Genomic DNA, 26,629 nt, shown 5'->3' on the forward strand with positions numbered 1-26,629 from the left:
GGTAGTATTCCCCCTGTTCTTCATCGGAAACATAAGGCGCATTGTGCAAGCAACTTCTAAATTTCGGCTATATTGGGCAAACAAGACGATAAATTACAGCGTTCTTATCCTTATTACCTTACTGGGTGTGGTTATCCCAACTTGGTACTTCGAGCAAAACACGCTGATAACGCCATTAATATTAGGTGTTATTGCTGCTGCTTTGGCTGAAAGTGATGACAGTTTCACTGGACGCATCAAGGCTCTGACTCTCACCTTTCTCTGTTTTGCGCTTGCTGCTTTTTCAATTGAAATCTTGTTCGATACCCCTTGGGCTTTTGCGTTGGGATTATTTATCTCAACCTTCGGCTTCATCATTCTTGGAGCGATAGGTCCTAAGTACGCGAGTATTGCTTTTGGTTCGTTGCTGATCGCTATTTATACTATGCTTGGCGCACATGAAAGCACCAACATTTGGTTTCAGCCACTACTGCTTTTAACTGGTGCCGCCTGGTATTACTTCATGTCCATGATTTGGCAGATATTTTGGCCTCTTCAACCGGTGCAACAAAGCTTAGCCAATGTGTTCTTCCAAATGGCGAATTATCTTGATGCGAAAGCCAAGCTTTTTCACCCTGTGACCAACTTGACGCCACAACCGCTGCGGATTGAAGCTGCAAAATGCAATGCTGCCACGGTTACGGCACTAAACGCTTGTAAAACCACATTACTTAACCGATCGAAACGGGGTCACATTGATGGGCCTAGTGACCGATTTTTAAATATTTATTTCATCGCTCAAGACATTCACGAACGCGTCAGTTCTAGCCATTATCGCTATCAGGATTTAGCGACCGAATTTGAACGTTCTGATGTGCTGTTTCGTTTTAAATATCTTTTGGAGTCTCAAGCCCAAGCGTGTCGTGATATTGCACTAGCCATTCAGCTAGGAAATGAATACTCCCATACCGATCAATCTATTCTGGCATTAGCTGAAGTACAAAACTCTCTTGCTTATCTAGAAGAACAAAAGCAAGGGCACTGGAAACGTCTGCTGATGCAGTTAACATATTTATTCAATAACTTAGCGACGGTAGAAAAACAACTTAATAACATTAACAACCCAGATGTTGAAGGCCTCGAAGAAGATACCCTCGCCGATACCAACCCACACACGCTAAAAGCGATGTGGCAGCGTATATCAGCAAATTTACACAAAGATTCGATGCTGTTTCGGCATGCATTACGTATGTCAATTGCCTTAACGATTGGCTATGGAATCATTCAAATATTCAACATCGACCGAGGTTACTGGATACTCTTAACCACTTTATTCGTATGCCAACCGAACTACAGTGCCACTCGCCAAAAATTGACGGCAAGAGTAATAGGTACATTAGCTGGTTTGTTGATTGGTGTACCATTGCTGACTTTTTTCCCTTCTCAAGAAAGCCAGTTAGTATTTATCGTTATCTCTGGTGTGATGTTTTTCGCCTTCCGGATGAACAACTATGGGTACGCGACTGGTTTTATTACACTGCTCGTCCTCTTCTTATTTAATCAACTAGGTGAAGGTTACGCAGTTGTCCTTCCTCGACTAGCAGATACCCTCATCGGGTGTGTGCTTGCAGTAGGAGCAGTATTAGTTATTTTGCCCGACTGGCAGTCGAGAAGGCTTCACAAAGTTATGTCGGATGCGATAGAGGCGAACAAGCAGTATCTCGATCAGATCATTGGTCAGTATAGAATCGGCAAGAAAGACAATTTGAGCTACCGTATCGCTCGCCGCCAGGCCCATAATAATGATGCCTCACTCTCTTCTGCGATTAGTACGATGCTGGCGGAGCCTGGCAAATATCGCGCAGCTGTTGATGAAAGTTTTCGCTTCCTAACGTTAAATCACGCAATGTTGAACTATATTTCTGCATTAGGCGCGCACAGAACTCGCATCGAAGATGAGTCAATTCATAAACTCGTTTTAGATGCTCACCGTTGTATTCATCAGCATCTGGATGTACTTCATAAACAGCTTCACCAGCATTGTGAGGAGTGTGACCTATCTAATATTGATGATGCTGGACTCGAGCAACGCTTAAACGAATGGCGCGATGAAGACGACAGCTCTGCCCGCATGGTATTGCAGCAACTTCATCTTATCTATCGCATGCTCCCAGAGCTTCATTCACTTGCTAGTAAGTTTGCCGTCAGGGTAAGTTAGTAACATTCAAACCATATGTAAGAGGGAAGCGCTATATCGCTTCCCTTTTTCTTTTTACGCTTCCATCTACCCCAAAGTGGGTAATTATGTACCTTCTTAGGAAAAATCTGACGTATCACTTAACACACCTTGACAATATTCGGACAAAAAGCAATCGATCAAATTCTAATCTATTTTGGTTGAATAAATATGTTGTATCCAAAGGATGAAGAATTTCGGGCAACGACGGATAAACCGAATCACGACGAAGGTATTGAGATGAACGCACAACAATTTAATGAACTTAAACAAAAGCTCAGTGATTTAACGGCAAGTCAGTTAAAGTCATTACAAGGTGAGATCAGCGTGAAACTAAATAAAGCGCAAAAACCGGTTCTATCTGGTGAAGAAAGAGAAATGCTTGCCAAACTGTTTGCCTAATCAAGTCATTGATATAAAACACTTGAACGTTTTATAAACTCCACCTATGCTCTCACTATCATAATGTTGGGAGTAGTGATATGCCTGTATCAGGAATTCAATCTGGACACCACATCGTTCAGATGTCACAACAAATGGCCGAGAAAGCTGCACATGGCATTTACAATAATGTAAGTAAGGTAAAAGAAGAGCTTTCTGATCACAACATCGATTTAGCTGCGGTTGCGGATGTCGCAATAACAGCCTCAACACCTAGCCTTCCCTCTCAAAAAGTTGAATCTCTCATCAACCTAGCACAAGCCGCTGGTTATAACCGAGTTGGCGCGTCTGTCATAGAGAAAAACAATGAAATCATTGGCAGCTTGCTAGACATCCACGTTTAGGCGATTTAACGTCAAATTATCGCTATTTTAATTTCCAACTATCACTATAACGTCGTAACAAGATAACCCCTTTGCTTCGCTCTTTCTTTCTATTTCGATTCAAATATCTCCTGTTTAAAATCAAGCTTTCCCGAAAAAAATGGGCGGCTTATCAGAGCCGCCCATTTTTGTGTTGTATACAGGTTTATCCGTTATCAATAACACCGTTGTTCAGCAATGACTCTACAATCTCGTTGGAGCTGAGACCGTTGAAGTCGATTGAAGTACCTAAGTTTTCCACGACAATAGTCTGCTGAACATTTGCATCCGTCGTAATGTTCAGAGAAACACTTTCCGTCGATGCATCGTAGTCTGCTGAAATGTGACCAAGCAGATCATCCATGTCGATCATTGAGTTATTGAGATCAGAGATAACTTCACGTAAATCGATACTGTCTTCGTTAACAGTGAAGTCAGTAATGGTATCCACTGCCCCTTCATCAACGGAATCTACCGTCCACTTGAAGATATCGCTGCCGTCTCCACCCGTTAAGATATCTGAACCTAAGCCACCGATAAGCACGTCATCACCATCACCACCCAGAATAACGTCGTCACCGTCTCCACCAATCAAGTTGATACCTGTGTCTCCGCCGACTAAATAGCTGTCGTCCACTGCGGTTGACTGGTCAATATCGTCGCTATCACTACTCACATCCAAACTAATTTGGACAGGTGAAGACTGCGCTTCATCGCCATTAGATTCCGTTGATATCGCCGTAAGCGAAATATCGTAAGAACCGACATCAATACCACTGTTAGTATCTGTTGCGACAATTTCTAGCGTATCAATTTCATCGCTTGGTACTGTCCAAGTGGTACCATCGAAGCTAATGCCTGATGGAGAAACGCCACTTGTTACCTCAGCACTAGCTGGTACGCCCGTTAGCTCCAAAGACAGCACCTCGTCAATATCAGTAAGCGCCGCCATGATTCCGACAATCGCTAAACCTTGACTGCTCGCGGTTTGGCTAGCCGCAATTTGACGAATGTAATTAAACTGAGGATTTATACTCAATGTAGGTGCATCAGCTACAGGTGTCACATTGATAGTGAAATCTTGATTCGCTTCCAATGCGGTACCCGCATTTTCGAAGTACACGCCGTTGTCTTCGACTTTCACCGATAAAGTGATTGAAGCTGCGTTGACATCTCCTGCATCCACAAATACACCCTCAGAAGCGTCTGTTGCTCCAAGAACGGAGTTAATATTATCTGGTGTGCCCATTAGGGTTATTTCACCAGCCATCCCCGCCCCAACAGTCACACCACTACCTGCTGGCGGCTCGACACGAAGGTCGCCCTCGGTAACTGTAAGAGTCACCGTCATGATTTCATTCGCCTGCGCACCAGTGAAGTCGATGTCACTTACACTAATACCCGTTATTTTCTGGCCATCGGCTTCGTTGATCGTATCCGTTACCGATGCTGCAGTGATTTCAGGTGCGTCATTGGTCGCTTCAACATTCAACACTGCTGTGCCCGCGATTGTAATTGGGTCTGGAGCGCCGTTAGTGGTTCCGTCATCTGTGATTTCATAAGTGAAATTAACGTCACCAAAGAAATCTGCTGCGGGTTCAAACGTCCACTCTGTCGCACTCACTTGAGTCAGCGTGCCGGAAGCTGGGTCCACTAACGCAACATTATCGACGGTCAAGTTGTCTGACTCAGGATCACTTGCGTTGCTCAGCAACTCAGTAGTCGTAATAGTTACCGAACCACCATCTTCTTCGGTACTACTCAACGTTACCTCTGATGTTACCGGTGCATCGTTCACCTCAGTGACTTCGAAGGTCGCCGTTCCTGACACCGTTTGAGGATCAGAAACACCGTTCGTTGTACCGTTGTCGGTAATGTCGTAGGTCAGATCGACCTTGCCGTTGTAGCCAGGCGCAGGAGTAAATGACCATGTACCTGTTACGTTGTCGAAATCCAATGTGCCGCTGCTTGGGTCAACCAACTGGACATTACTCACCATCAAGGTGTCGTTTTCAATGTCAGAAGCATTCGCTAACAAATCAGCTTGGGTAATTTCAACCGCCGTACTGTCTTCTGCGATATCAGAAAGTACCACTTCAGACGTCGTTGGAGCATCATTGACTTCCGTTACGTTGAACGATGCGTTGCCGTTAACCGATTTAGGATCGGATGCACCACTTGTCGTGCCATCATCTGTAATGGTGTACGTGATTTCAACTGGACCGTTGTAATCTGGTGCTGGGGTAAATTCCCACTCTCCCGTACCACTGTTGAAAGTAATGCTACCCGAATTCGGATCCGTTAACTGAACATTGCTGACCGTGAGGTTATCGTTCTCTACGTCTGTCGCATTCGCAATAAGATCCGCTTCAGAGATGGAGAACACACCACTATCTTCTTCAATATCCGGTAGCGTCACTGGCGTAGTTTCTGGGGTATCATTCACCGCTGTCACTTCAATATTGAAGCTGCTGCTGTTGGTATTTAGGGTGTCATCTACCCCACCAATTACGATACCTTCATTACCTTGGTCATCGACTGTCACGTCCACCTGAACGTCACCAAAGAAGTTCAGGTCTGGATTAAACTCAATCAGACCGTCTGCAATGGCATTGTTTAGATCGGCCACTGTACCTTTCAGTTCAACGGAGTCCGTACCATCACCGCTCACGGTTAGGTTGTAAGTAGCGATGAGCGTTGGATTAAGCTCCAAGATACCGCTGTCGACGTTCACATTGAGTACATATTCAGCATTCGGATCATCGAGTACGGCATCAATATCGGTAATGCTGAAACCATCAAGCAGCATTGGCGTATCTTCTGGTGTTTCCACATCCACGGTATTGACGAACTCTGGACGATCGTTCACTGCTTCAACATCAACAGTGACATCAAACTCCTCTGCGGAGCCCAAGCTTTGACTGCCATCGAGCCCAGTATCAACGGCTTGCACTTTGAAATGCAGCGAACCATCCCATGAGTTATCGTTGCGATCCCCAGAATTAAACACCACTTGATCCAAGTCTTGAGCATTGATTTCTAAGACAAAAATGCCGCCGCCTTGGTCAGTAAACACTGTCCCATCAGGTAATGAAACACTCGCCCCATCAGGGACATTGGAGACCTCAACTCTCAGCGTCTCTGGATCATTTTCCTGGTAGTTTGCACCATCTCCGATGGACTCTTTGTTATCAACCACTAACGCATTTACATTAATAACAATGTCTTCGCCCTCATTACCTGCAGCCGAAGTATCGGGATTCACATCAACATCATCACCAATAGGATTGACAATAAGCGTAAAGTTGTTGTTTCGTTCCGTTGGAACTTGTAGCAACTCCTCTTGAATGAAGACCGTAATACCTATCTCAGCCTCGCCACTAAAGTGTTTTGGCGGTTTAATTTGGATGTCACTCAGGTCAATGGACGTCTGAGTGAGATCTTTTAGTTGAATACTCCATTCGCCCCCACCGTTGTTCTTAACAACATAATCAGAGGAATTGGATTTAACGATAAAGTCATCAGGAAGCCCCGTTAACTTGAGTGAAACGAAACTCTCAGAACCGTCATTATCGTTCAGGCTGATCGAAACACCAGAGCCCGATTGATTCAGCGAAATTAAAGTATCTTCGTCACCAATCACCGTGATTGGCTGCGTCGGATCGGCACCTGTAATGGTAATGTCATCAACGACTGGCGTAACTTCAAATGTGACATCGTCAGTGAAGGTTCTCACATCTATATTATCGCCAGAGTTATTCAAGATAGACTGATCAAACACAGCTTCATCAGTAATTTCTCCCTCGATATTAATCTTGACGGTATTTTGGCCACCACCTACGGGGTAATTTTCTTTTGGCTTAAACAGAACATTGTCAAGCGCACCAGCTAAAATCTCAGCTTCATTAAACTCAATACTGGTTCCTAAGCTGTTACCATTGGCATCAACAAACTCACCTAATGTTGTGTCATCAAGCTCTAACTTGATGTTCGTTAGTGTTTCTCGACCACCTTGAGTGTTGTTAAATTGATCGGCAAAATCAACACTCAAGTTAAGTTGGATTAAGCCATCTTCGTAACCAACACCATCCGCCGTGGGAACGTCGTTATTTAGATCAGTTACAGGTTGTTTGTTTGCATCCAAGCCGAAAGTACCAACGATATCTACTTTTACATTCGGTGTGACATCGCTATCCAACGGCTGATCCCCGGCTGAACTCGGAACGTCTGCAACCGGTAAAACCTGAACTGGAAACTGGACATTATTTTCTTTTTCATCACCGGACTCAGTGTCTTTAGTGACAAACCGAATTGGTAATTCGAAATCACCTGCGTAATCTTCTGCCAAGTGCATCGTCAAGCCATCAAGGCCAGTAATATTTCCACTCGCATCGATATGGGCTTGGAACACGTATTTACCATTGACAAAATCAACATCCGTCCCCGTGATCACCAAACCAGGAGGAATGCCAGGAGCTGTCGGGTCGACGATAATAGTTAAGACATCTTCAACACCATCTGCATTAATCGCATCGACTTTCGACGTCAACTGAGCACCAAGGTTAATAGAATTGTCTTCCAACGCTTGAATTTGGACATCATCAGCCACCTGAATCTCTGCCGCTACACTCATTTTCGGTGTGAGGACGGTTGGAAACTCTAGTGTCACATCCGTTTGACGCACGACCGTCGCATCTTTTTCGTTGCCCAAATCTTCGCCCAAATCATTCACTTCTGCGTAAATGGTTAAGCCAATTTGAGAGAGACCACCGTTATCGCCATCGTCACTGTCATCGTTTGGTGTTAAATCAAGTCCAGACGGCGCTTTAATTGAGAAGTTGTCTTCATTAGTTACTGTCCAACGACCTCCACCTTCATTTAGTGCACCGACGATAACCAATTGGTTGAGGATCTCAGGGTCCACATTGTGAAATTGAACAACAAGTTGAGTCACCACTTCATCTGAAGACGCATCAAACTCTTGGTATTTAATGATATGAGCGCCAGATTCGCCCCCCATAGAAGTGTTGATCGTAAAGTCAATGTTACCTTGATCATCTGACTTCACGATATCGGTAGCACCACCACCACTTTCAGTGACAAGCAGACGGGTTTGGTCATCTATTGCCCCCGTATTATCCTCTGGCTCAACGATTGGATTAACTTGGACATTCACCGTACCATTGATGGTTTTCTCAGCGATACCTTCACCGGGATTCGAAGCGTCAACATATTCATGGTCAATCTCTTTCACAGTGACGGTCGTGGTCAAGTCAAAGTCAGTACTTGAATCCTGCTCCAACTGGACTTGAACATAGCCACTTTGAGAGATTTTAGCGGAAAAATCTTGCTCTGATTCACCGGCTTGCGGTGAAAGCGTTAGTGTTCCAGAAACAAGCGCTTGTGCCACACCATCTACATAGACCGTGCTGCCTGGAGGAAATCCAGAGATGGTTACATCACTAAAGAATTCATCGGTATCAGGGCTTTGTACGAGCGTCGGTTTCCAATCGATGTCAAAGCGCGTATCTTCATCTCCCTCCGATCGAACAACGTAGTTATCTTGAGCATCAATAACGGGTTCGACCTTGATCCTTACCTCTCTTTCAATCACACGACTATGACCATCATTCTCGGTAACAATGATCGTCCCTGTAATCGCAATGTTTTCGGTTGAAGAGGCTTCTGGAATAATTTGAATACCGGAATTAAAATTCAGCCCAGTGATGTTTGCTTCGTAAATCGGTTGACCGTTACCATCATAGCCAACAAAGGTGAGGTCAACGCTTGAACCGTCTGAATCTACGACACGAACACCGTCGGGGATGTTGGACAGGATAACAGTAATGGCTTCTGAATCATCCTGTGGTCTATCGGCAACTTCACCAGATACAACCGAGAAGTTGAGGTTTACAACACCATTCTCTTCAATAGTCGTCTCTATTCCGGCCACATCTCCGTCTACGAATCGGTTCCAAACGTTCCCCGCGTCAATTAATACCGTGTCTGGTATGTCAGCAACACCTTTTACACCAACGATGACGGTCTTACTGCCCAGTGACAACACATCTTCTGTCGTACCGGTAGACAATGATGCTGTGTCTTTCACAATGCCTTCGACATTGAAAGTAAAGTCATCATTGCTGTGCAACGGAGGAAGAACTTCGACGTTCGCTAATTCAGACTCTGGCACTTCGTAATAAAGTACATTGCCGCCTGAATCGGTCACTTCTACTATCTGACTTGGGTTTGCTGAGTCCAGCCACACCAAAGTAACCCCATCAATTGAGAAGTTAGAAATGCGCACAAATAACGCTTCAGAACCATCTAAGTCCGCTGATGGTTTCATGGTGATCACTTCACTTAATTGGAGTGGATCGTGATCAGTGACAGGGTCTACCGTATTTTGAGTTCGAGCATTATCCTCAAACACATTAATTCGGTTTACAGTAAAACTACCTTTATCCGCAACTGGGTTTACATCAATAATGATGGTTTCGGTTTCTGAGCGAGCGGTATCTTTCCCAAGCAGTGGATTGTTGTTTTCCGTCGTAATAGCGGTGACATCAATTCTGATTTCGCCCGAGAAGTTATCTATCGGATCAACTTGAACTTCATCAATTCGGCTTGCATCCACCAGATAAACACCACCGGATTTTGGTATCGCACTACCATCTGAATAGACTAACTCTGCGTTACCTTCTCCTTGTGTAAAGACAAGCTCGTACACAATGCCTTCTGGGTTACTAGTGTCTTGGGTTTCAGCCGTGATGTTAAGTGCGACATTGTTTCCATCTTCATCAACCGAGTAGTTAAATTCGCTGCTTGCCGTCCACGTTGCAATATCTGCTACGGCAGCAACTTCAATGTATAAACGACCATTAATCGTATGATCTGGCGTACCATTGTTAAGAATTTCCACGCGGATACGAGGATCGATACCAGAAGCATCGGTTGATGTATGACGATCTGGTACGAAGTACAAGTTATCTAACGAGACAAGCTCACCATTGAATGACTGCTCAACATTTGATGCGTCGAGAACAACCGTATTGCCCACAGATGTTAATTCAATGTAGTTGCCACTGCCGTCTCTGTAGTAGAACGTACCGTTGTGAGTATCAGCATCTCGAATAGTGATGTCACCTAAGCTCTCGTTACGGTCGATATCGTGTAAATTGATAACCAAGTCGACTTTCGCAGGGCTAACATCCAGCGTCGACAAGTTGTCCTGAGTATTTGCAGAGTCAACGCCCACAACGACACCATCACGCCCTTGGTCTTCGAACGCAGTAACGGTAGACGTGTCAATTTGCGCATTGCGGTCTCTTATCGAGATATCCACATCGGCATCTGCGATATCGCCATCACCATCGGTTGCAACAACGTTGATGGTGAAATCAATCGAGTCGGTTTCGGTATGGTCAAGGTCGTCATTCGGACGGAATGACACACTGCCATCGGTTCGAACAACCAAACGACCGATTTCAGTATCCACTCCGTCAAGAACCTTGTGAACAAATACGACTTGGTCGCTGCCGTTCAAATCGACAGAATCAGAATCAACACCATTTTGCTTAAAGTAAATGCCTGAATCATCAGCCGAGAATGAAGTCACTTGTGCGCCGTCAGCACCAAGGTCATCATCCCCCTCTACAGGGTCTCGGAATAAACGAACCGTGCGGCTGCCTTGCCCCTCAACACGCGAAATAGATGCATCGTGCAAGGTTGGAACATCATCGGTAATCGTCACTGGTAAGTTAATACCTGCCGTATCACCATCGACATCGGTCGCAAAGACTGGGAGATCAAGTATGAGTGTATCTTCGCCTTGAGTTGAGTGATCTAGCGCACCCTCAAGCGTAAACTTGTAAGAGCCGTCAGCGTTCAAAACTAGTGTGAACACTGAGTTACCATCAGGTGTTTGACCTTGATAAGTAAAGTTGTTGTTGCTTACCGCGGTTTGAACTAACGTCACCGCAAAACCACCTGAAGTTACTCCTGGTATCGGGTTAGAAGTAAGATCCAGCTGATAAGAGACAACGGTATCTGCCCCTTCCACCGTATCGAAATTGCCCGTTGCTTCTAGGCTGTCTTTGTTGGTTGCCTGAGAGCCGTTGGCAAGGTCATCCTCATCAACAGCCAAAGCATCTGCTGATTTAATTTCGGGAATGTCATCAACTACGGTAATTGGAAGATTCAGTGATGATGACGTGTCACCATCAAAGTCTGTTACTGTAATTGGAATATCAATGACAAGGTTGTTTTCACCTTGAACAGCGTCATGGTCGATTGGTCCCAACAGCTCAAATTGGTAGCTGTCATTATTCGCATCAAGAGACAGCGTGAAGATCTTAGTTGATGTGCCAGTAATAACCGCTTCGTAACTGGTTACTCCACCATTCGTGCTTACTAGATTCAACTCGATGCTGCTGCCGTTCGACGTTAAACCAGACACGACTGCATCGAGGTCTGAAACTTGGTAGCTGACAATCTTGTCTGCACCAGCAACGACCTCAAATCAGCCGTTCAATACCGTTGAATCACTACTTGTCGTGTCAGAGCCACCGGAAAGATCATCTTCATCAACGGTTTGTTGGCTAGAGTCTGTCACTTTCACAATAGCTGGGACATCGTCCACCACGGTGATCGGCAAGGTGATGTTATTGGACACATCGCCATCAAAATCAGTCGCGTTGACTGGGAAGTTAATGACCAACGAGTTTTCATCGTTACCCGCAGGATGATCAAGTGCACCCAACAGTTCAAATTCATAACTGTCTGCTGAACCATTTAGCGTCAGTTTAAAGACGGTGTCCGTCGTACCTTGTACATAAGCTCGGTACTCAATCACACCGTTTGAATTTGAAAACTCAACCAACTCAAGCGGTTGACCACCTGAGGTAAGGCCAGAAACAGGCGATGTTAAACTATCCAACTGGAAGCTAACGATAGAGTCGGCACCATCAGTAACGTCAAAGTTGCCACCAATGATATTGGATTCTGGCGTGTCGTCCGAACCTTGGCTTGGAATATCATCCTCATCCACAGACAAGGTACTACCAGAGCTAATAGCATCAATGGTTGGTTTGTCATCTACGATCGTCACTGGCAAGGTCGCAGTGATGGTATCGTTGTCGCCATCCGTGATCTTCACAGGTAGATTCAACAAAATCTCATCAGAGTTAACCGCGTGATCTAACTGACCAGATAACTCAAAGTCGTATTTACCATCTTGATGAAGTGTCAACGTGAAGACCGTCACTCCACCCGGTGTTTGTCCCACGTAAACAAGCGCGTCAGCAGTTGAAGCGCCAACGTCTTGAGAAAGTGTTACCTCTTCTCCACCCGATTTCAGATTCGGGATAGGATTTGAGCTTAGATCCAATTCGAAAGCATCAATACCATCTGCGCTAGTGACTTCGAACTCACCTGATACCGTTAATGGCTCTTTCGTTCCATCAGAACCAAGAGGTAAGTCATCTTCGTCGACACGTAGACTTTCAATATTGGTAACAACTGGAACATCGTCCACAACGGTAATTGGCAATGTGAAGGCTGGTGAAGTATCACCATCATTATCTGTCGCCGTCACAGGGAGGTTAATAACAATCTCGTTTTGCTGATTACCATCGGGATGATCAAGCGGCTTCTGTAAATCGAACTCGTAGGTGTTGTTCGTTGCATCCAACGTCAGTTCGAACACCACTTCAGCAGGATTGCCTGCGACACCTTGGTATACGTTCACGCCGTTTGCGCTAGAAGACAGAACTAAGGTGATAGCTTCACCATCTGAAGTCAGTGACGCAACAGGCGTGGTCAGGTCACTCAGCTGAATAGAAGCAACTTGGTCAGCACCTTCGGTGATATCAAAAGTACCTGAAATAACAGTATCTTCTGCACTTGCAGCATCCGTACCTGCTGGTAGGTCATCTTCATCAACGGTTTGTTCGCTGCCTGCTAGTAAACCGTCAATGGTCGGAACATCATCCACAACCGTAATTGGTAAGGTGATGTTGTTCGACACGTCTCCATCAAAGTCAGTCGCGTTTATCGGTAAATTGATGACCAGTTCATTTTGGCCATCAGCATTTGGATGATCGAGAGGAGCAAGCAAATCGAAAGTGTAGCTATCATCAGAAGCATCGAGAGTCACACGGAATACTGGTGTCGTCGTGCCATCAATACGAGCTTCGTAAACTGAAACGCCACCTGCGTTTGATACTTCAACCATAACCAGAGATTGACCACCAGAGGTCAGGCCTTGTACTGGCGTCGTTAGGTCAGAAACGCTGTACTCGACAATGCCATCAGAACCATCAGTCGCGATGAAGTTACCGGCAATGCTGTTCGACTGTGTACCATCAGATCCGATTGTTGGGATATCGTCCTCATCAACCGTTTGCACACTTGTTGCTTCGATGCCACCAAGTGTCGGTTTGTCATCAACGATCTTGACAGGAATTGTCTCAGCAGAGGTATCGCCATCAAAGTCTGTTGCGATGATTGGGAAGTTGAGCGTTAACTCATCACTATCAACAGCATGATCGATTGGGCCTTCAAGCGTGAAGTCATAAGAGCCATCAGTGTTCACTGTCAGTGTAAAGACCGACTCGGTGCCTGCTGTTGCTTGATAGGTAAAGCTGCCGTCGCCATTTGCGGTTTCAGCCAATGTGACTGCCACGCCTTGTGATGTGAGTCCAGCCACTGGTGTTGCTGAAGCATCAAGCTGATAGCTCACTACTCGGTCCGAGCCTTGTGTGGTGGTGAAGTTGCCATCGATTGAAATCGGGCCAGTCTGATCCGAACCAATCGTGCCTAAGTCATCTTCGTCAACGGTAATTGCATCGACATCGGTAATGGTTGGCTTATCATCCACGATGGTGACTGGGATCGTTTCTGTGGTGGTATCACCATCAAAGTCCGTCGCGATGATTGGGAAGTTCAGTGTCAGCTCATCACTACCCGTCGCATGGTCGATTGGACCTTGCAGCGTGAAGTTGTATGAACCATCCGTATTAACGGTCAGCGTAAATACTGCTTCAGTTCCTGCTGTCGCTTCATAAGTGTAGCTACCGTCGCCGTTTGCAGTTTCCGTCAGCGTGACGGCCACACCTTGTGATGTCAGACCATCAACTGGTGTTGCAGCAGTATCTAATTGGTAGCTCACTACCCCATCAGAGCCTTGCGTTGTAGTGAAGTTGCCATCGATTGAAATTGGATCTGAGCCATCAGAGCCAATCGTCGCTAGGTCATCTTCATCCACACGGATTGCGTCTACATCAGTGATGGTTGGTTTATCATCAACGATGGTGACAGGTAGTGTTTCCGTCGACGTGTCGCCATCAAAATCTGTTGCGATAATCGGGAAGTCGATTTGTAGACTGTCACTATTCACCGCATGGTCTAGTGGACCTTGCAGAGTAAAGGTGTAGCTGCCATCTGGCTTCACAACCAATTCAAATACGGCATTGCCATCTGCTGTGGCAGTGTAAGTAAAGCTGCCATCACCATTTGTTGTCTCAGTAAGCACGACAGGCTCACCATGAGAGGTCAACCCTGCTACTGGATCTGCTGTTGCATCAAGCTGGTATTTAACAACACTGTCCGAGCCTTCAGTTGTGGTGAAAGAGCCCGACATAAACGCATCATCGTTTTGGTCTGAGCCAATTGAGGCAAGGTCATCTTCGTCTACTGTTAGTGGGACAACGTTATCGATGGTTGGAACGTCATCAGTAATCGTGACTGGAATAGTCGCGGTTGTCGTATCGCCATCAAAGTCTGTTGCAATGATTGGGAAGTTCAGAACCAATTCATCGCTGTTTAACGCGTGATCGATTGGCCCTTCCAGACGGAAATTGTATGTGCCATCAGCATTAACATTCATGGTGAAGACCGGATTGCCATCCGCGGTAGCCACGTAAGTGAAGCTGCCATCAGCATTCGCATTCTCTACCAAAGTAACAGGCTCACCGTGAGAAGTTAAACCTGCGACAGGATCAGCCGTTGAATCAAGTTGGTAGCTCACTACACGGTCTGAACCTTGGGTAGTGGTGAACGCGCCTTCAACAAACACAGCGTCACTTTGGTCTGAGCCAATACCTGATAAATCATCTTCGTCTACAGCCAGAGGCACAACATTATCGATGATTGGCGCATCATCCGTAATGGTGACTGGAATGGTTGCCGTGGTCGTATCACCATCAAAATCGGTGGCAATAATTGGGAAATCAATCGTCAGGCTGTCGCTGTTAGCGGCATGGTCAATCGGGCCTTGCAGCGTAAAGTCGTACGTACCATCTGTTGCGACATTCAACGTGAAGACAGGATTGCCGTCAGCGGTGGCCACATAGGTAAAACTGCCGTCACCATTCGCGGTTTCCACCAAGGTAATCGCCTCACCTTGAGATGTCAGCCCCGCAACAGGATCAGCGGTTGAATCCAGTTGGTAGCTCACCACTCGGTCAGAGCCTTGTGTGGTCGTAAACGCGCCTTCAACGAACAGATCGCCGCCTGGGTCTGAGCCCACACCGCTAAGGTCATCTTCATCAACACTCAACGCATCCACCGCTGTAATGATCGGTACATCATCAACAATCGTGACTGGAATGGTTTCAGTAACGGTGTCGCCATCAAAGTCGGTTGCGATAATTGGGAAGTTAAGTGTCAACTCGTCACTATCAACCGCGTGATCAATTGGCCCTTCAAGCGTGAAGTTGTAAGATCCATCAGTATTCACTGTCAGCGTAAAGACCGCTTCAGAGCCCGCGGTTGCTTCGTAGGTAAAGCTGCCATCACCGTTTGCAGTTTCAGTTAATGTGACCGCCACACCTTGCGATGTTAAACCGTCAACTGGTGTTGATGAGCCATCTAACTGGTAGCTCACCACTCGGTCTGAGCCTTGTGTGGTGGTGAAGTTACCATCAATAGAAATTGGATTGCTTTGGTCTGAACCGATTGACGCTAGGTCATCTTCATCAACCGTAATAGCATCTACGTCAGTAATAACTGGCTTATCGTCCACGATGGTGACCGGGATAGTGGCATTTGTGGTGTCACCATCAAAGTCGGTCGCGATGATTGGGAAGTTGAGCGTTAACTCATCACTATCAACAGCATGATCGATTGGGCCTTCAAGCGTGAAGTTATAAGAGCCATCAGTGTTCACTGTCAGTGTAAAGACCGACTCGGTGCCTGCTGTTGCTTGATAGGTAAAGCTGCCATCGCCGTTTGCGGTTTCAGTTAGCGTGACTGCCACGCCTTGTGATGTAAGGCCATCAACTGGTGTTGAAGAAGCATCGAGCTGATAACTCACCACTCGGTCAGAGCCTTGTGTGGTGGTGAAGTTGCCATCGATTGAAATCGGGTCAGTCTGATCTGAGCCAATCGTGCTTAAGTCATCTTCATCAACGGTAATCGCATCGACATCAGTAATGGTCGGTTTATCATCCACGATGGTGACTGGGATCGTTTCTGTGGTGGTATCACCATCAAAATCCGTTGCGATGATTGGGAAGTTCAGTGTTAACTCATCACTGTCTGTCGCATGGTCGATTGGACCTTGGAGCGTGAAGTTATATGAGCCATCCGTATTAACGGTCAGCGTGAAGACAGCATCGGTTCCCGCAGTTGCTTCATAGGTGTAGCTACCGTCGCCGTTTGCGGTTTCAGTCAGCGTCACTGCCACACCTTGTGATGTTAGACCATCAACTGGCGTTGCAGCAGTATCTAATTGGTATCTTACTACCCCATCAGAGCCTTGCGTTGTAGTGAAGTTGCCATCGATTGAAATTGGATCTGAGCCGTCGGAGCCAATCGTCGCTAAGTCATCTTCATCCACGCGGATTGCGTCTACGTCAGTGATGGTTGGTTTATCATCAACGATGGTGACAGGTAACGTCTTCGATGAGGTGTCGCCATCAAAGTCTGTTGCGATAATCGGGAAGTCGATTTGCAGACTGTCGCTATTCACCGCATGGTCTAGTGGGCCCTGCAGAGTAAAGGTGTAGCTGCCATCTGGCTTCACCACCAGTTCAAATACGGCATTGCCATCTGCTGTGGCAGTGTAAGTAAAGCTGCCATCACCATTTGTTGTCTCAGCAAGTACGACAGGCTCACCATGAGAGGTTAACCCTGCTACTGGATCTGCTGTTGCATCAAGCTGGTATTTAACAACGCTGTCCGAGCCTTCAGTTGTGCTGAAAGACCCCGACATAAACGCATCATCGTTTTGGTCTGAGCCAATTGAAGCGAGATCATCTTCGTCCACCGTGAGTGGAACAACGTTGTCAATGGTTGGAACGTCATCAGTAATCGTAACTGGAATGGTCGCGGTCGTCGTATCGCCATCAAAGTCTGTTGCAATGATTGGGAAGTTCAGTACTAGCTCATCGTTGTTTAACGCGTGATCGATTGGCCCTTCTAGACGGAAGTTGTATGTGCCGTCTGCATTCACATTCATGGTGAAAACCGGATTGCCATCCGCGGTAGCCACGTAAGTGAAGCTGCCATCGGCATTCGCAGTCTCTACCAAAGTAACAGGCTCACCTTGAGAAGTTAAACCTGAAACAGGATCAGCCGTTGAATCAAGTTGGTAGCTCACCACACGGTCTGAACCTTGAGTGGTCGTGAACGCGCCTTCAACATAAACAGCGTCAGTTTGGTCTGAGCCAATACCTGATAAATCATCTTCGTCTACTGCAAGAGGCACAACATTATCTATGATTGGTGCATCATCCGTGATCGTGACTGGAATGGTTGCCGAAGTCGTATCACCATCAAAATCGGTGGCAATAATTGGGAAATCAATCGTCAGGCTGTCGCTGTTAGTTGCATGGTCAATCGGACCTTGCAGCGTAAAGTCGTACGTACCATCTGTTGCGACATTCAACGTGAAGACAGGATTGCCGTCAGCGGTCGCAACATAAGTAAAGCTGCCGTCGCCATTCGCGGTTTCCACCAAGGTAATCGCCTCACCTTGAGACGTTAGCCCCGCAACAGGATCAGCGGTTGAATCCAGTTGATAGCTCACCACTCGGTCAGAGCCTTGAGTGGTCGTAAACGCGCCTTCAACGAACAGATCGCCGCCAGGGTCGGAACCCACACCGCTAAGGTCGTCTTCATCGACACTTAACGCATCCACCGCTGTGATGGTCGGTACATCATCAACAATCGTGACTGGAATGGTTTCAGTGACAGTGTCGCCATCAAAGTCGGTTGCGATAATTGGGAAGTTTAGTGTCAACTCGTCACTATCAACCGCGTGATCAATCGGCCCTTCTAGCGTGAAGTTATAAGAGCCATCAGTATTCACAGTCAGCGTAAAGACCGCTTCAGAGCCCGCTGTTGCTTCGTAGGTAAAACTGCCATCACCATTTGCAGTTTCTGTTAGCGTGACAGCCACACCTTGCGAGGTTAAACCGTCAACTGGTGTTGATGTGCCATCGAGTTGGTAGCTCACCACTCGGTCTGAACCTTGCGTGGTGGTGAAGTTACCATCAATAGAAATCGGGTTGCTTTGGTCTGAGCCAATTGACGCTAGATCATCTTCATCAACCGTAATGGAATCCACGTCAGTAATAACTGGCTTATCGTCTACGATCGTCACTGGGATAGTGGCATTTGTGGTGTCGCCATCAAAGTCGGTCGCGATGATTGGGAAGTTCAGTATCAACTCATCACTATCTACTGCGTGGTCGATTGGACCTTCAAGCGTGAAGTTATAGCTACCATCAGTATTCACTGTCAGCGTAAAGACCGCTTCAGTACCCGCTGTCGCCTCGTAAGTAAAGCTGCCATCACCGTTTGCGGTTTCAGTCAGCGTGACGGCCACGCCTTGTGATGTAAGGCCGTCAACTGGTGTTGCAGAAGCATCAAGCTGATAGCTCACCACTCGGTCCGAGCCTTGTGTGGTGGTGAAGTTGCCATCGATTGAAATCGGGTCAGTTTGATCTGAGCCAATCGTGCCTAAATCATCTTCATCAACGGTAATCGCATCGACATCGGTAATGGTCGGCTTATCATCCACGATGGTGACTGGGATCGTTTCTGTGGTGGTATCACCATCAAAATCCGTCGCGATGATTGGGAAGTTCAGTGTCAGCTCATCACTGTCTGTCGCATGGTCAATTGGCCCCTGAAGCGTGAAGTTGTATGAACCATCCGTATTCACGGTCAGCGTAAATACGGCTTCAGTTCCTGCTGTCGCTTCATAAGTGTAGCTACCGTCGCCGTTTGCAGTTTCCGTCAGCGTCACTGCCACACCTTGCGATGTTAGGCCATCAACTGGCGTTGCAGCAGTATCTAATTGGTAGCTTACTACCCCATCAGAACCTTGCGTTGTAGTGAAGTTGCCATCGATTGAAATTGGATCTGAGCCGTCAGAGCCAATCGTCGCTAGGTCATCTTCATCCACACGGATTGCGTCTACGTCAGTGATGGTTGGTTTATCATCAACGATAGTGACAGGTAACGTCTCCGATGAGGTGTCGCCATCAAAGTCTGTTGCGATAATCGGGAAGTCGATTTGCAGACTGTCGCTATTCACCGCATGGTCTAGTGGACCTTGCAGTGTAAAGTTGTAGCTGCCATCTGGCTTCACAATCAATTCAAATACGGCATTGCCATCTGCCGTGGCTGTGTAAGTAAAACTACCGTCGCCGTTAGCAGTTTCAGCAAGCACGACAGGCTCACCATGAGAGGTCAACCCAGATACTGGATCTGCTGTTGCATCAAGCTGGTATTTAACAACGCTGTCTGAGCCTTCAGTTGTGGTGAAAGAACCCGACATAAACGCATCATCGTTTTGGTCTGAGCCAATTGAGGCGAGATCATCTTCGTCCACCGTGAGTGGAACAACGTTGTCGATAGTTGGAACGTCATCAGTAATCGTGACGGGAATGGTCGCGGTCGTCGTATCGCCGTCAAAGTCTGTTGCAATGATTGGGAAGTTCAGTACTAATTCATCGCTGTTTAACGCGTGATCGACCGGCCCTTCCAGACGGAAATTGTATGTGCCATCAGCATTCACGTTCATGGTGAAAACCGGATTGCCATCCGCGGTAGCCACGTAAGTAAAGCTGCCATCAGCATTCGCAGTCTCTACCAGAGTAACTGGCTCACCTTGGGAGGTTAGCCCCGAAACAGGATCAGAAGTTGAATCAAGTTGGTAGCTCACCACACGGTCTGAACCTTGGGTAGTGGTGAACGCGCCTTCAACAAACACAGCGTCAGTTTGGTCTGAGCCAATACCTGATAAATCATCTTCGTCTACAGCCAGAGGCAAAACATTATCGATGATTGGTGCATCATCCGTAATCGTGACTGGAATGGTTGCCGAAGTCGTATCACCATCAAAATCGGTGGCAATAATTGGGAAATCAATCGTCAGGCTGTCACTGTTAGCTGCATGGTCAATCGGGCCTTGCAGCGTAAAATCGTAAGTGCCATCTGTTGCTACGTTTAACGTGAATACCGGATTGCCGTCTGCGGTCGCCACATAAGTAAAGCTGCCATCACCGTTGGCGGTTTCCACCAAGATAATCGCCTCACCTTGAGAGGTCAGCCCCGCAACAGGATCAGCCGTTGAATCCAGTTGATAGCTCACCACTCGGTCAGAGCCTTGAGTGGTCGTAAACGCGCCTTCAACGAACAGATCGCCGCCTGGGTCTGAACCCACACCGCCAAGGTCATCTTCATCGACGCTCAACGCATCCACCGCTGTGATGGTCGGTACATCATCAACAATTGTGACTGGAATGGTTTCCGTAACGGTATCGCCATCAAAGTCGGTTGCGATAATTGGGAAGTTCAGTATCAGCTCATCACTATCAACCGCGTGATCAATTGGCCCCTCTAGTGTGAAGTTGTAAGAGCCATCAGTATTCACAGTCAAAGTAAATACAGGGTTGCCACCCGCAGTCGCTTCATAAGTGAAACTGCCGTCACCGTTTGCCGTTTCAGTCAGCGTTACCGCTACACCTTGCGATGTTAAACCGTCAACTGGTGTTGATGTGCCATCGAGTTGGTAGCTCACCACTCGGTCTGAACCTTGTGTGGTGGTGAAGTTACCATCAATAGAAATTGGATTGCTTTGGTCTGAACCGATTGACGCTAGATCATCTTCATCAACCGTAATGGTGTCGACGTCGGTAATAACAGGCTTATCGTCCACGATCGTCACAGGGATCGTGGCGTTTGTGGTATCGCCATCAAAGTCTGTTGCGATGATTGGGAAGTTCAGTGTCAGCTCGTCGCTATCAACAGCATGATCGATTGGACCTTCAAGCGTGAAGTTATAGCTACCATCAGTATTCACTGTCAGCGTAAAGACCGCTTCAGTCCCCGCTGTCGCCTCGTAAGTAAAGCTGCCATCACCATTTGCGGTTTCCGTCAGTGTGACTGCCACGCCTTGTGATGTGAGTCCAGCCACTGGTGTTGCTGAAGCATCAAGCTGATAGCTCACTACTCGGTCAGAGCCTTGTGTGGTGGTGAAGCTACCATCAATAGAAATCGGGTCAGTCTGGTCCGAACCAATCGTGCCTAAATCATCTTCATCAACAGTAATCGCATCAACATCGGTAATAGTTGGCTTATCATCCACGATGGTAACAGGCAATACGATTTGGCTTGTGTCACCATCGAAGTCTGTAGCAATAACGCTAAAATCAAGGGTTAAGCTGTCGCTATTTGCCGCATGGTCAATTGGACCTTGCAGCTCAAAACTGTACGAGCCGTCGGTATTCAAAATTAATGTGAAAACTGCACTGCCATTTGCCGTTGCGCTGTAGGTGTAACTGCCATCTGCATTTTGCGTTTCGGCAATGGAAACGGTTTGACCTTGAGATTGCAGGCCATTTAAAGAATCAGCGTTTACATCCAACTGATACTGTACGACGCCATCAGAACCTTGAGTTGTCGTAAACTGACCTTCGACCAGCGTTGACTGTGATTGGTCAGAGCCTACCAAACTTAAGTCATCTTCATCGACGGTAAGAGCGACAACGTCATTAATGGTTGGCACATCATCGGCAATGGTTACCGGTAGAACAAGTGAACTGGTGTCACCGTCAAAGTCCGTTGCGACAATAGTGAAGTCTAGAGTTAAGCTATCGCTACCCACAGCATGATCGATTGGACCTTCAAGGGTAAATGAATAAGAACCGTCAGGGTTCACTTGTAAGGTGAAGATAGCGTCCCCTTCTGCCGTTGCAGAATAGGTAAAGCTGCCATCTGAATTGGTTGTTTCCGTCAGAGAGATAGATCGCCCCTGCGATTCCAACCCATTGAGTGGATCAGTGCCGCTCTCTAATTGATAACTTACAACACGGTCTGAGCCCTGAGTCGTCGTGAAGCTACCTTGCGCGAACACAGAGTCGCTTTGATCGGAGCCAATGCTTGATAAATCGTCTTCATCGACGGCTAGCGCATCAACGCCATCAATCGAAGGAACGTCATCTTGAACTTGAATGACAATTTGCGCAGCTTCTGGTGTGTTCGAACCTTCGGTAATAGAGGAGCGGTCACCATCCGCATCTACCGCGTAAACTGGCAGTGAGAAAGTGAGCGAGTCATCGTTAGCACCCGTATGGTCAAGTTGTTCATACAAGTTGAATTGGTATTCGCCCAATGCAGGTGCATCAATCGCCACATCAAATACGGTAATACGCACACCATCCAGCTCGATGAAGCCTTCGTAAGTACGTACGCCGTTACTCTCGGACGCTAGTTCTAGTTGAACAACCTGCCCTTGAGATTGGAGTTCTCCACCAACATTGAACTCTGTAGGTTCCAACTCATAGTGATCAATGATGTCACTTCCGACCGCTGTCGTGATCGACCCAGTACCACTTGTTACTGCCGCGCCTTCCTGTGAACCTTGGTCAACCCCCGCCTCATCTAAAGACAAGCCCGTCACGTTCTCAATCACTGGGTTATCGCCATCGAGGATGGTCATCGTAAAGGTGTTGCTTGCCGTATCTTGGTCATAGTCGACGATTGTGGTTGGTAAAGAGAGCTCAATCGTATCTTCACCGTTTGTTTGTTCTAACGGCTTAAATTGCTCAAATTGGTAGGTACCATCAGTATTCAGACTGATGGTTAAGACGGTTTAATTCGAGCCAGCAATGGACAAGGTGATAGTACTGCCGTCTTCAGAGAGTACCGCTTCTGTCGCCTGATTATCACTCAGTAGGCCATCGAACTGACTAAGTCCTTCTTGATTAAACGTGACCGTTGCCAATTGATCACTACCAATATCAACAAAGGTGCCAGTAATTGGTGTAGAAGAAGATTCAACGTTTTCAAAAGTAACGTTTTGCGGCGCAGGATCATCGCCATCAATAACGGTTGTCGTAAAATCGATAGGCGCTTGAATGCTGTTACCACCAATATCTGCACCTGTAATATCAAAAGCAATATTGATTTGATCACCGACGATCGATACTTGGCCATCAGCAACAGACGCAACATGGTCAACGCCCTGGCTAATCGTGGTAACGACTTCTAACTCTAAATCACGGCCTACAGATGTCGCTTCGATCTCGATACGAAGCACTTCGTTACCTTCTTGAGTACCGATAATGGCATTTTGCGCTTCGTCATAAACGAACGCCACTGGCTGACCACCAGAGGTAATATCACTGTTAAGCTCAGTCAACAAAGACTCTAAAGAAGACGTTTCGGGTACAAATGAAGCAGTATCAAGTGCGAGATCCCCTGCTTCAACCAGCACACTAGACGAAATGGTTTGCGGGTAGCTTGATAGAGAAATTGAGCCTTCTGTTACGCTAGATTGCAGTGACTGCCCACCATCAGCAAAAATCGTGACATTCAAACCGTCATCTTCGTCGCGATCATCTTCTCCGCTGCGAGTCGCAGACGTTTCAAAAAAAGTAGAAGCGAGTACTTCCGGGTTATTATATTCAACCGTCACGTAGCCAGCATTAGCCGAGCCTTCAGCACCTGCGCCAGCAGCTGTTGCTTCTAAGATAGCGGTAGGGTCAGCTCCGTCTAAAATAGCTTGCTGGATAGCGGCAATATCGTTGGCGCCGAAGTCAGCACTTCCAATAGCCGTTGGGTCAAAAGTCACCAAGCCATTAACTGGAGATTGTACCAATACTGGTTCTAACGGTTCAGAAGAAGGCACAGGAAGACAAGCAACACAATTTGCATCGACCAGATAAAGCTCATTATTTATCTGTACGTCGAGAGAAGCATTATTTTCTGTGATAATAATCTCGCCAGGTCTTAACTCATCCCCCGCTTTTATGACCTTAACGTTTCCATCCAGGCCCAAAACCAAAACTTCACCTTTGACAGCATTTACAATCGCGCTCTGCGGTACCGTGTGCGTACTCATCTGACCTCCGTTAATGGCTTACGTTTCCCATTAACCTTTTTAGATAATTTCTTATTAATTTAGTGCGGCATACTGCACACCTTTATACGATTAAACTAAGTATTGAATCATTAAACAATCGATAAATACCCTACTACCAAGCAACATAAGTAAAACTTACTCGTAGTCACAGAAATGTGACACATGTGCTGACGCGTAGATATCGAATAATTATATGAAATTGATACCTTATTCTGATTAAGTGTAGTTGTTTTAAGAAAAGAAGAGAGATGAAATCATTCAGCTAAACGCCAGACTGCCGGTTGCGATCAATAATGGAAGAAAAGCAATGAGAATGTTGTATACACCGGAGCGTGATGACATCTTAATCAATATCGGTGACGAAAAAAACGTAACGATTAAATATTGAACAACATAAATTGCAGGACAAAATGCAACGATAAAAAAGTGGCTTACGATATGAATCCCCGCACACCACGAGTTCGGTTTTGTTCTGATATACAGCAAAAAAAACACGAGCAAGCTAATAATAAAATACATAAACACAGCACTTGAAAATAATTATCATTTTCAATCATATGTAAATATTCCCTTACTTTCAATGGTGTTTGAGCTATTAATGTCATCGTTATTATCAATCAACACAATAAGTAAAATTATCAGTAATTCCAGTCCTAAACGTTTGCGTAATCGCTAACCTTCTCTTAACCTTGATTTGAGGCTTTTATCACGGTTTTTCCATTGATATAGTGCGTCCATACAACAAAAAAAGACCATTCGAGGCATGGAGCTTCCTCATTAATCTCAAGATGAGAAGAATTGGTACCGACAAAATTCGGCAGATTTTAAGAGGGTCAAAAAATGGACATGAATATGGTTGAGATTTTAGGTTATGCAGCTTCAATCATGGTCGCTATTTCGCTAACTATGAAAGATATTGTTAAGCTTCGTATCCTTAACTTTATTGGTTGTGCGCTATTTACTGCTTACGGACTAATGATTGATTCTTGGCCTGTAGTACTAACTAACGGTTTTATTGCTTGCGTTAACATCTACTTCCTAGCAAAAATGCAGCAGGAAAAAAAAAGCCTAGAGCCTGAGAAAGCGCAATAGCATTCAAACAATAAAAGCCCGCAAATCATAAGATTGCGGGCTTTTGCTTTTAACATTCCCTTTCTATCACAGCATCCTTAAACGAGCGCTAACGAACCCAGCTAAGTGCTAGTGTTTCTCGACGAGAAAACATGTCCACATGCGATGAAATGATCGCCTTCACCGTATTCAGTTTCTCTTCTGAATCCGCCTCACAGGTTATAGTTAAGCTAGATGCACAAAGGTTAAACTCAGCTTTTCCCGTCGGAAATGTCACCAAACCGCTATTTTCATTCCAAGTAGCAGGAACTTTTCGTCCAAAATGCCGACAAAGCGTCACTAAGTATTTGTCAGCGTGTTCGCTATCTATTCGGGTGCTTTCTTTAATCATGAACTTACTCGTTACTTTGAAACGTCCTATGAAGAACCTTGTTAGAATTGATAAGCTGCAGAGAGCTTGAAGTTGCGACCCGGCTCGTAGTCATCAAGCGTGAAGCCACGTGCAGTCCCCGAACGAGACGCATGAGAGCTGTACAACTCGTCAAATACATTATCAATACCAAAGGTCACCGACAGCCCATCAATATCAGACGGCACCCATTGAGCGTATAGATTATGCACATCATAACTTGCTTTCTTTGGCTGACCATCAAAGACGTTGTCTTCCTCTAGAACAAACATTGAGTTCCACCCGAAGATCGTTTCTAAAGCGTCTGACTGGTAATCCAAAGTTAGAGCAATGCTATCACCCATATCAATGCTACGCCCATTGCCCCCAGCAACAGGACCACCAGTATTCTTGTTTTTGGTGTCCGACTTAGAGTAAGAAAGTTTGCTGTTAAACTTGTCGTAACCATAAGAAGCACTTGCTTCAAAGCCTTTAATCTCAACATCACCTAAGTTGTAAATCAGGTAAGTTTGAGTCGCGTTTTGGTACTGATCTGCAATGTAATCATCAATTTCCGTTTGGAATACCGTAATATTCGCCCCAAAGAAATGCTTATCAAAGGTTTTATCAAAACGAACACCACCCTGCGTGTTCAATCCCGTTTCTGGCTTTAACCCATCCTCTAAAAATGCAACGTCTTGGTAAGCAATAAAGGTTTCCATTAGCTCTGGACCTTTAAATAGAGAGCGTGCACTCGCAAACAACGTCCAATC

The 26,629-nt window shown here is 46.1% G+C and carries 9 protein-coding genes and 1 pseudogene; 4 read left to right on the forward strand and 6 right to left on the reverse strand.

Features of this window, described 5'->3' with window-relative positions:
* The first annotated feature begins 43 nt into the window (after positions 1-43).
* From yccS to R7127_RS22030, 3 genes are all read left to right on the forward strand, one after another.
* A complete protein-coding gene (gene yccS / locus R7127_RS22020) occupies positions 44-2,197 on the forward strand; it encodes a YccS family putative transporter (RefSeq protein WP_033906473.1) in 2,154 nt (717 codons plus the stop codon).
* A 189-nt stretch (positions 2,198-2,386) separates the two neighbouring features.
* Entirely contained in the window at positions 2,387-2,617 is a 231-nt protein-coding gene (locus R7127_RS22025; RefSeq protein WP_005376575.1) for a hypothetical protein, read from the forward strand.
* Positions 2,618-2,697: 80 nt separating this feature from the next.
* Complete coding sequence (locus R7127_RS22030) at positions 2,698-3,000, forward strand: hypothetical protein (RefSeq protein ID WP_017635368.1); 303 nt, start codon at positions 2,698-2,700, stop codon at positions 2,998-3,000.
* Between the two features lie 184 nt (positions 3,001-3,184).
* Here the strand turns inward: R7127_RS22030 and R7127_RS27105 are convergent, their stop codons facing one another.
* From R7127_RS27105 to R7127_RS27120, 4 genes and pseudogenes are all read right to left on the reverse strand, one after another.
* A complete protein-coding gene (locus tag R7127_RS27105) occupies positions 3,185-9,367 on the reverse strand; it encodes a cadherin-like domain-containing protein (RefSeq protein WP_411977870.1) in 6,183 nt (2,060 codons plus the stop codon).
* A gap of 1,335 nt (positions 9,368-10,702) precedes the next feature.
* Positions 10,703-11,527 (reverse strand): annotated as a pseudogene (locus tag R7127_RS27110) (DUF5801 repeats-in-toxin domain-containing protein); the annotation flags it as partial.
* A 12-nt stretch (positions 11,528-11,539) separates the two neighbouring features.
* Positions 11,540-22,945 carry a DUF5801 repeats-in-toxin domain-containing protein gene (locus tag R7127_RS27115; RefSeq protein WP_411977871.1) on the reverse strand — a complete coding sequence of 3,802 codons (11,406 nt, stop codon included), beginning with the start codon at positions 22,943-22,945 and terminating at the stop codon, positions 11,540-11,542.
* A 180-nt stretch (positions 22,946-23,125) separates the two neighbouring features.
* Positions 23,126-24,376: a retention module-containing protein gene (locus R7127_RS27120; RefSeq protein ID WP_411977869.1), complete on the reverse strand. Its 1,251-nt coding sequence runs from the start codon at positions 24,374-24,376 to the stop codon at positions 23,126-23,128.
* Between the two features lie 861 nt (positions 24,377-25,237).
* Here R7127_RS27120 and R7127_RS22040 point away from each other — a divergent pair.
* The gene (locus R7127_RS22040; RefSeq protein WP_005376619.1) at positions 25,238-25,489 is read left to right on the forward strand and encodes a YgjV family protein; all 252 of its coding nucleotides are present in this window, start codon (positions 25,238-25,240) and stop codon (positions 25,487-25,489) included.
* A gap of 88 nt (positions 25,490-25,577) precedes the next feature.
* On the opposite strand, the gene R7127_RS22045 is transcribed toward R7127_RS22040, so the two are convergent.
* Together R7127_RS22045 and R7127_RS22050 are read right to left on the reverse strand one after the other, a co-directional pair.
* Positions 25,578-25,859 (reverse strand): DUF2218 domain-containing protein, encoded by a 282-nt coding sequence (locus tag R7127_RS22045; protein ID WP_005376622.1) that lies wholly within the window; start codon positions 25,857-25,859, stop codon positions 25,578-25,580.
* Between the two features lie 41 nt (positions 25,860-25,900).
* On the reverse strand, positions 25,901-26,629 hold a 729-nt coding region (locus R7127_RS22050), incomplete at its 5' end, for a TonB-dependent receptor domain-containing protein (RefSeq protein WP_318148533.1).

The sequence above is a fragment of the Vibrio sp. 1159 genome, assembly GCF_033340395.1.
GTDB classification, from domain to species: Bacteria; Pseudomonadota; Gammaproteobacteria; order Enterobacterales; family Vibrionaceae; genus Vibrio; species Vibrio alginolyticus.

Coding starts and splice junctions, on each gene's coding strand:
- R7127_RS22025 (WP_005376575.1), top strand. CDS start 2,387: ATGTTGTATCCAAAGGATGAAGAATTTCGGGCAACGACGGATAAACCG.
- R7127_RS22030 (WP_017635368.1), top strand. CDS start 2,698: ATGCCTGTATCAGGAATTCAATCTGGACACCACATCGTTCAGATGTCA.
- R7127_RS27105 (WP_411977870.1), bottom strand. CDS start 9,367: ATGAAACCATCAGCGGACTTAGATGGTTCTGAAGCGTTATTTGTGCGC.
- R7127_RS27120 (WP_411977869.1), bottom strand. CDS start 24,376: ATGAGTACGCACACGGTACCGCAGAGCGCGATTGTAAATGCTGTCAAA.
- R7127_RS22040 (WP_005376619.1), top strand. CDS start 25,238: ATGGACATGAATATGGTTGAGATTTTAGGTTATGCAGCTTCAATCATG.
- R7127_RS22045 (WP_005376622.1), bottom strand. CDS start 25,859: ATGATTAAAGAAAGCACCCGAATAGATAGCGAACACGCTGACAAATAC.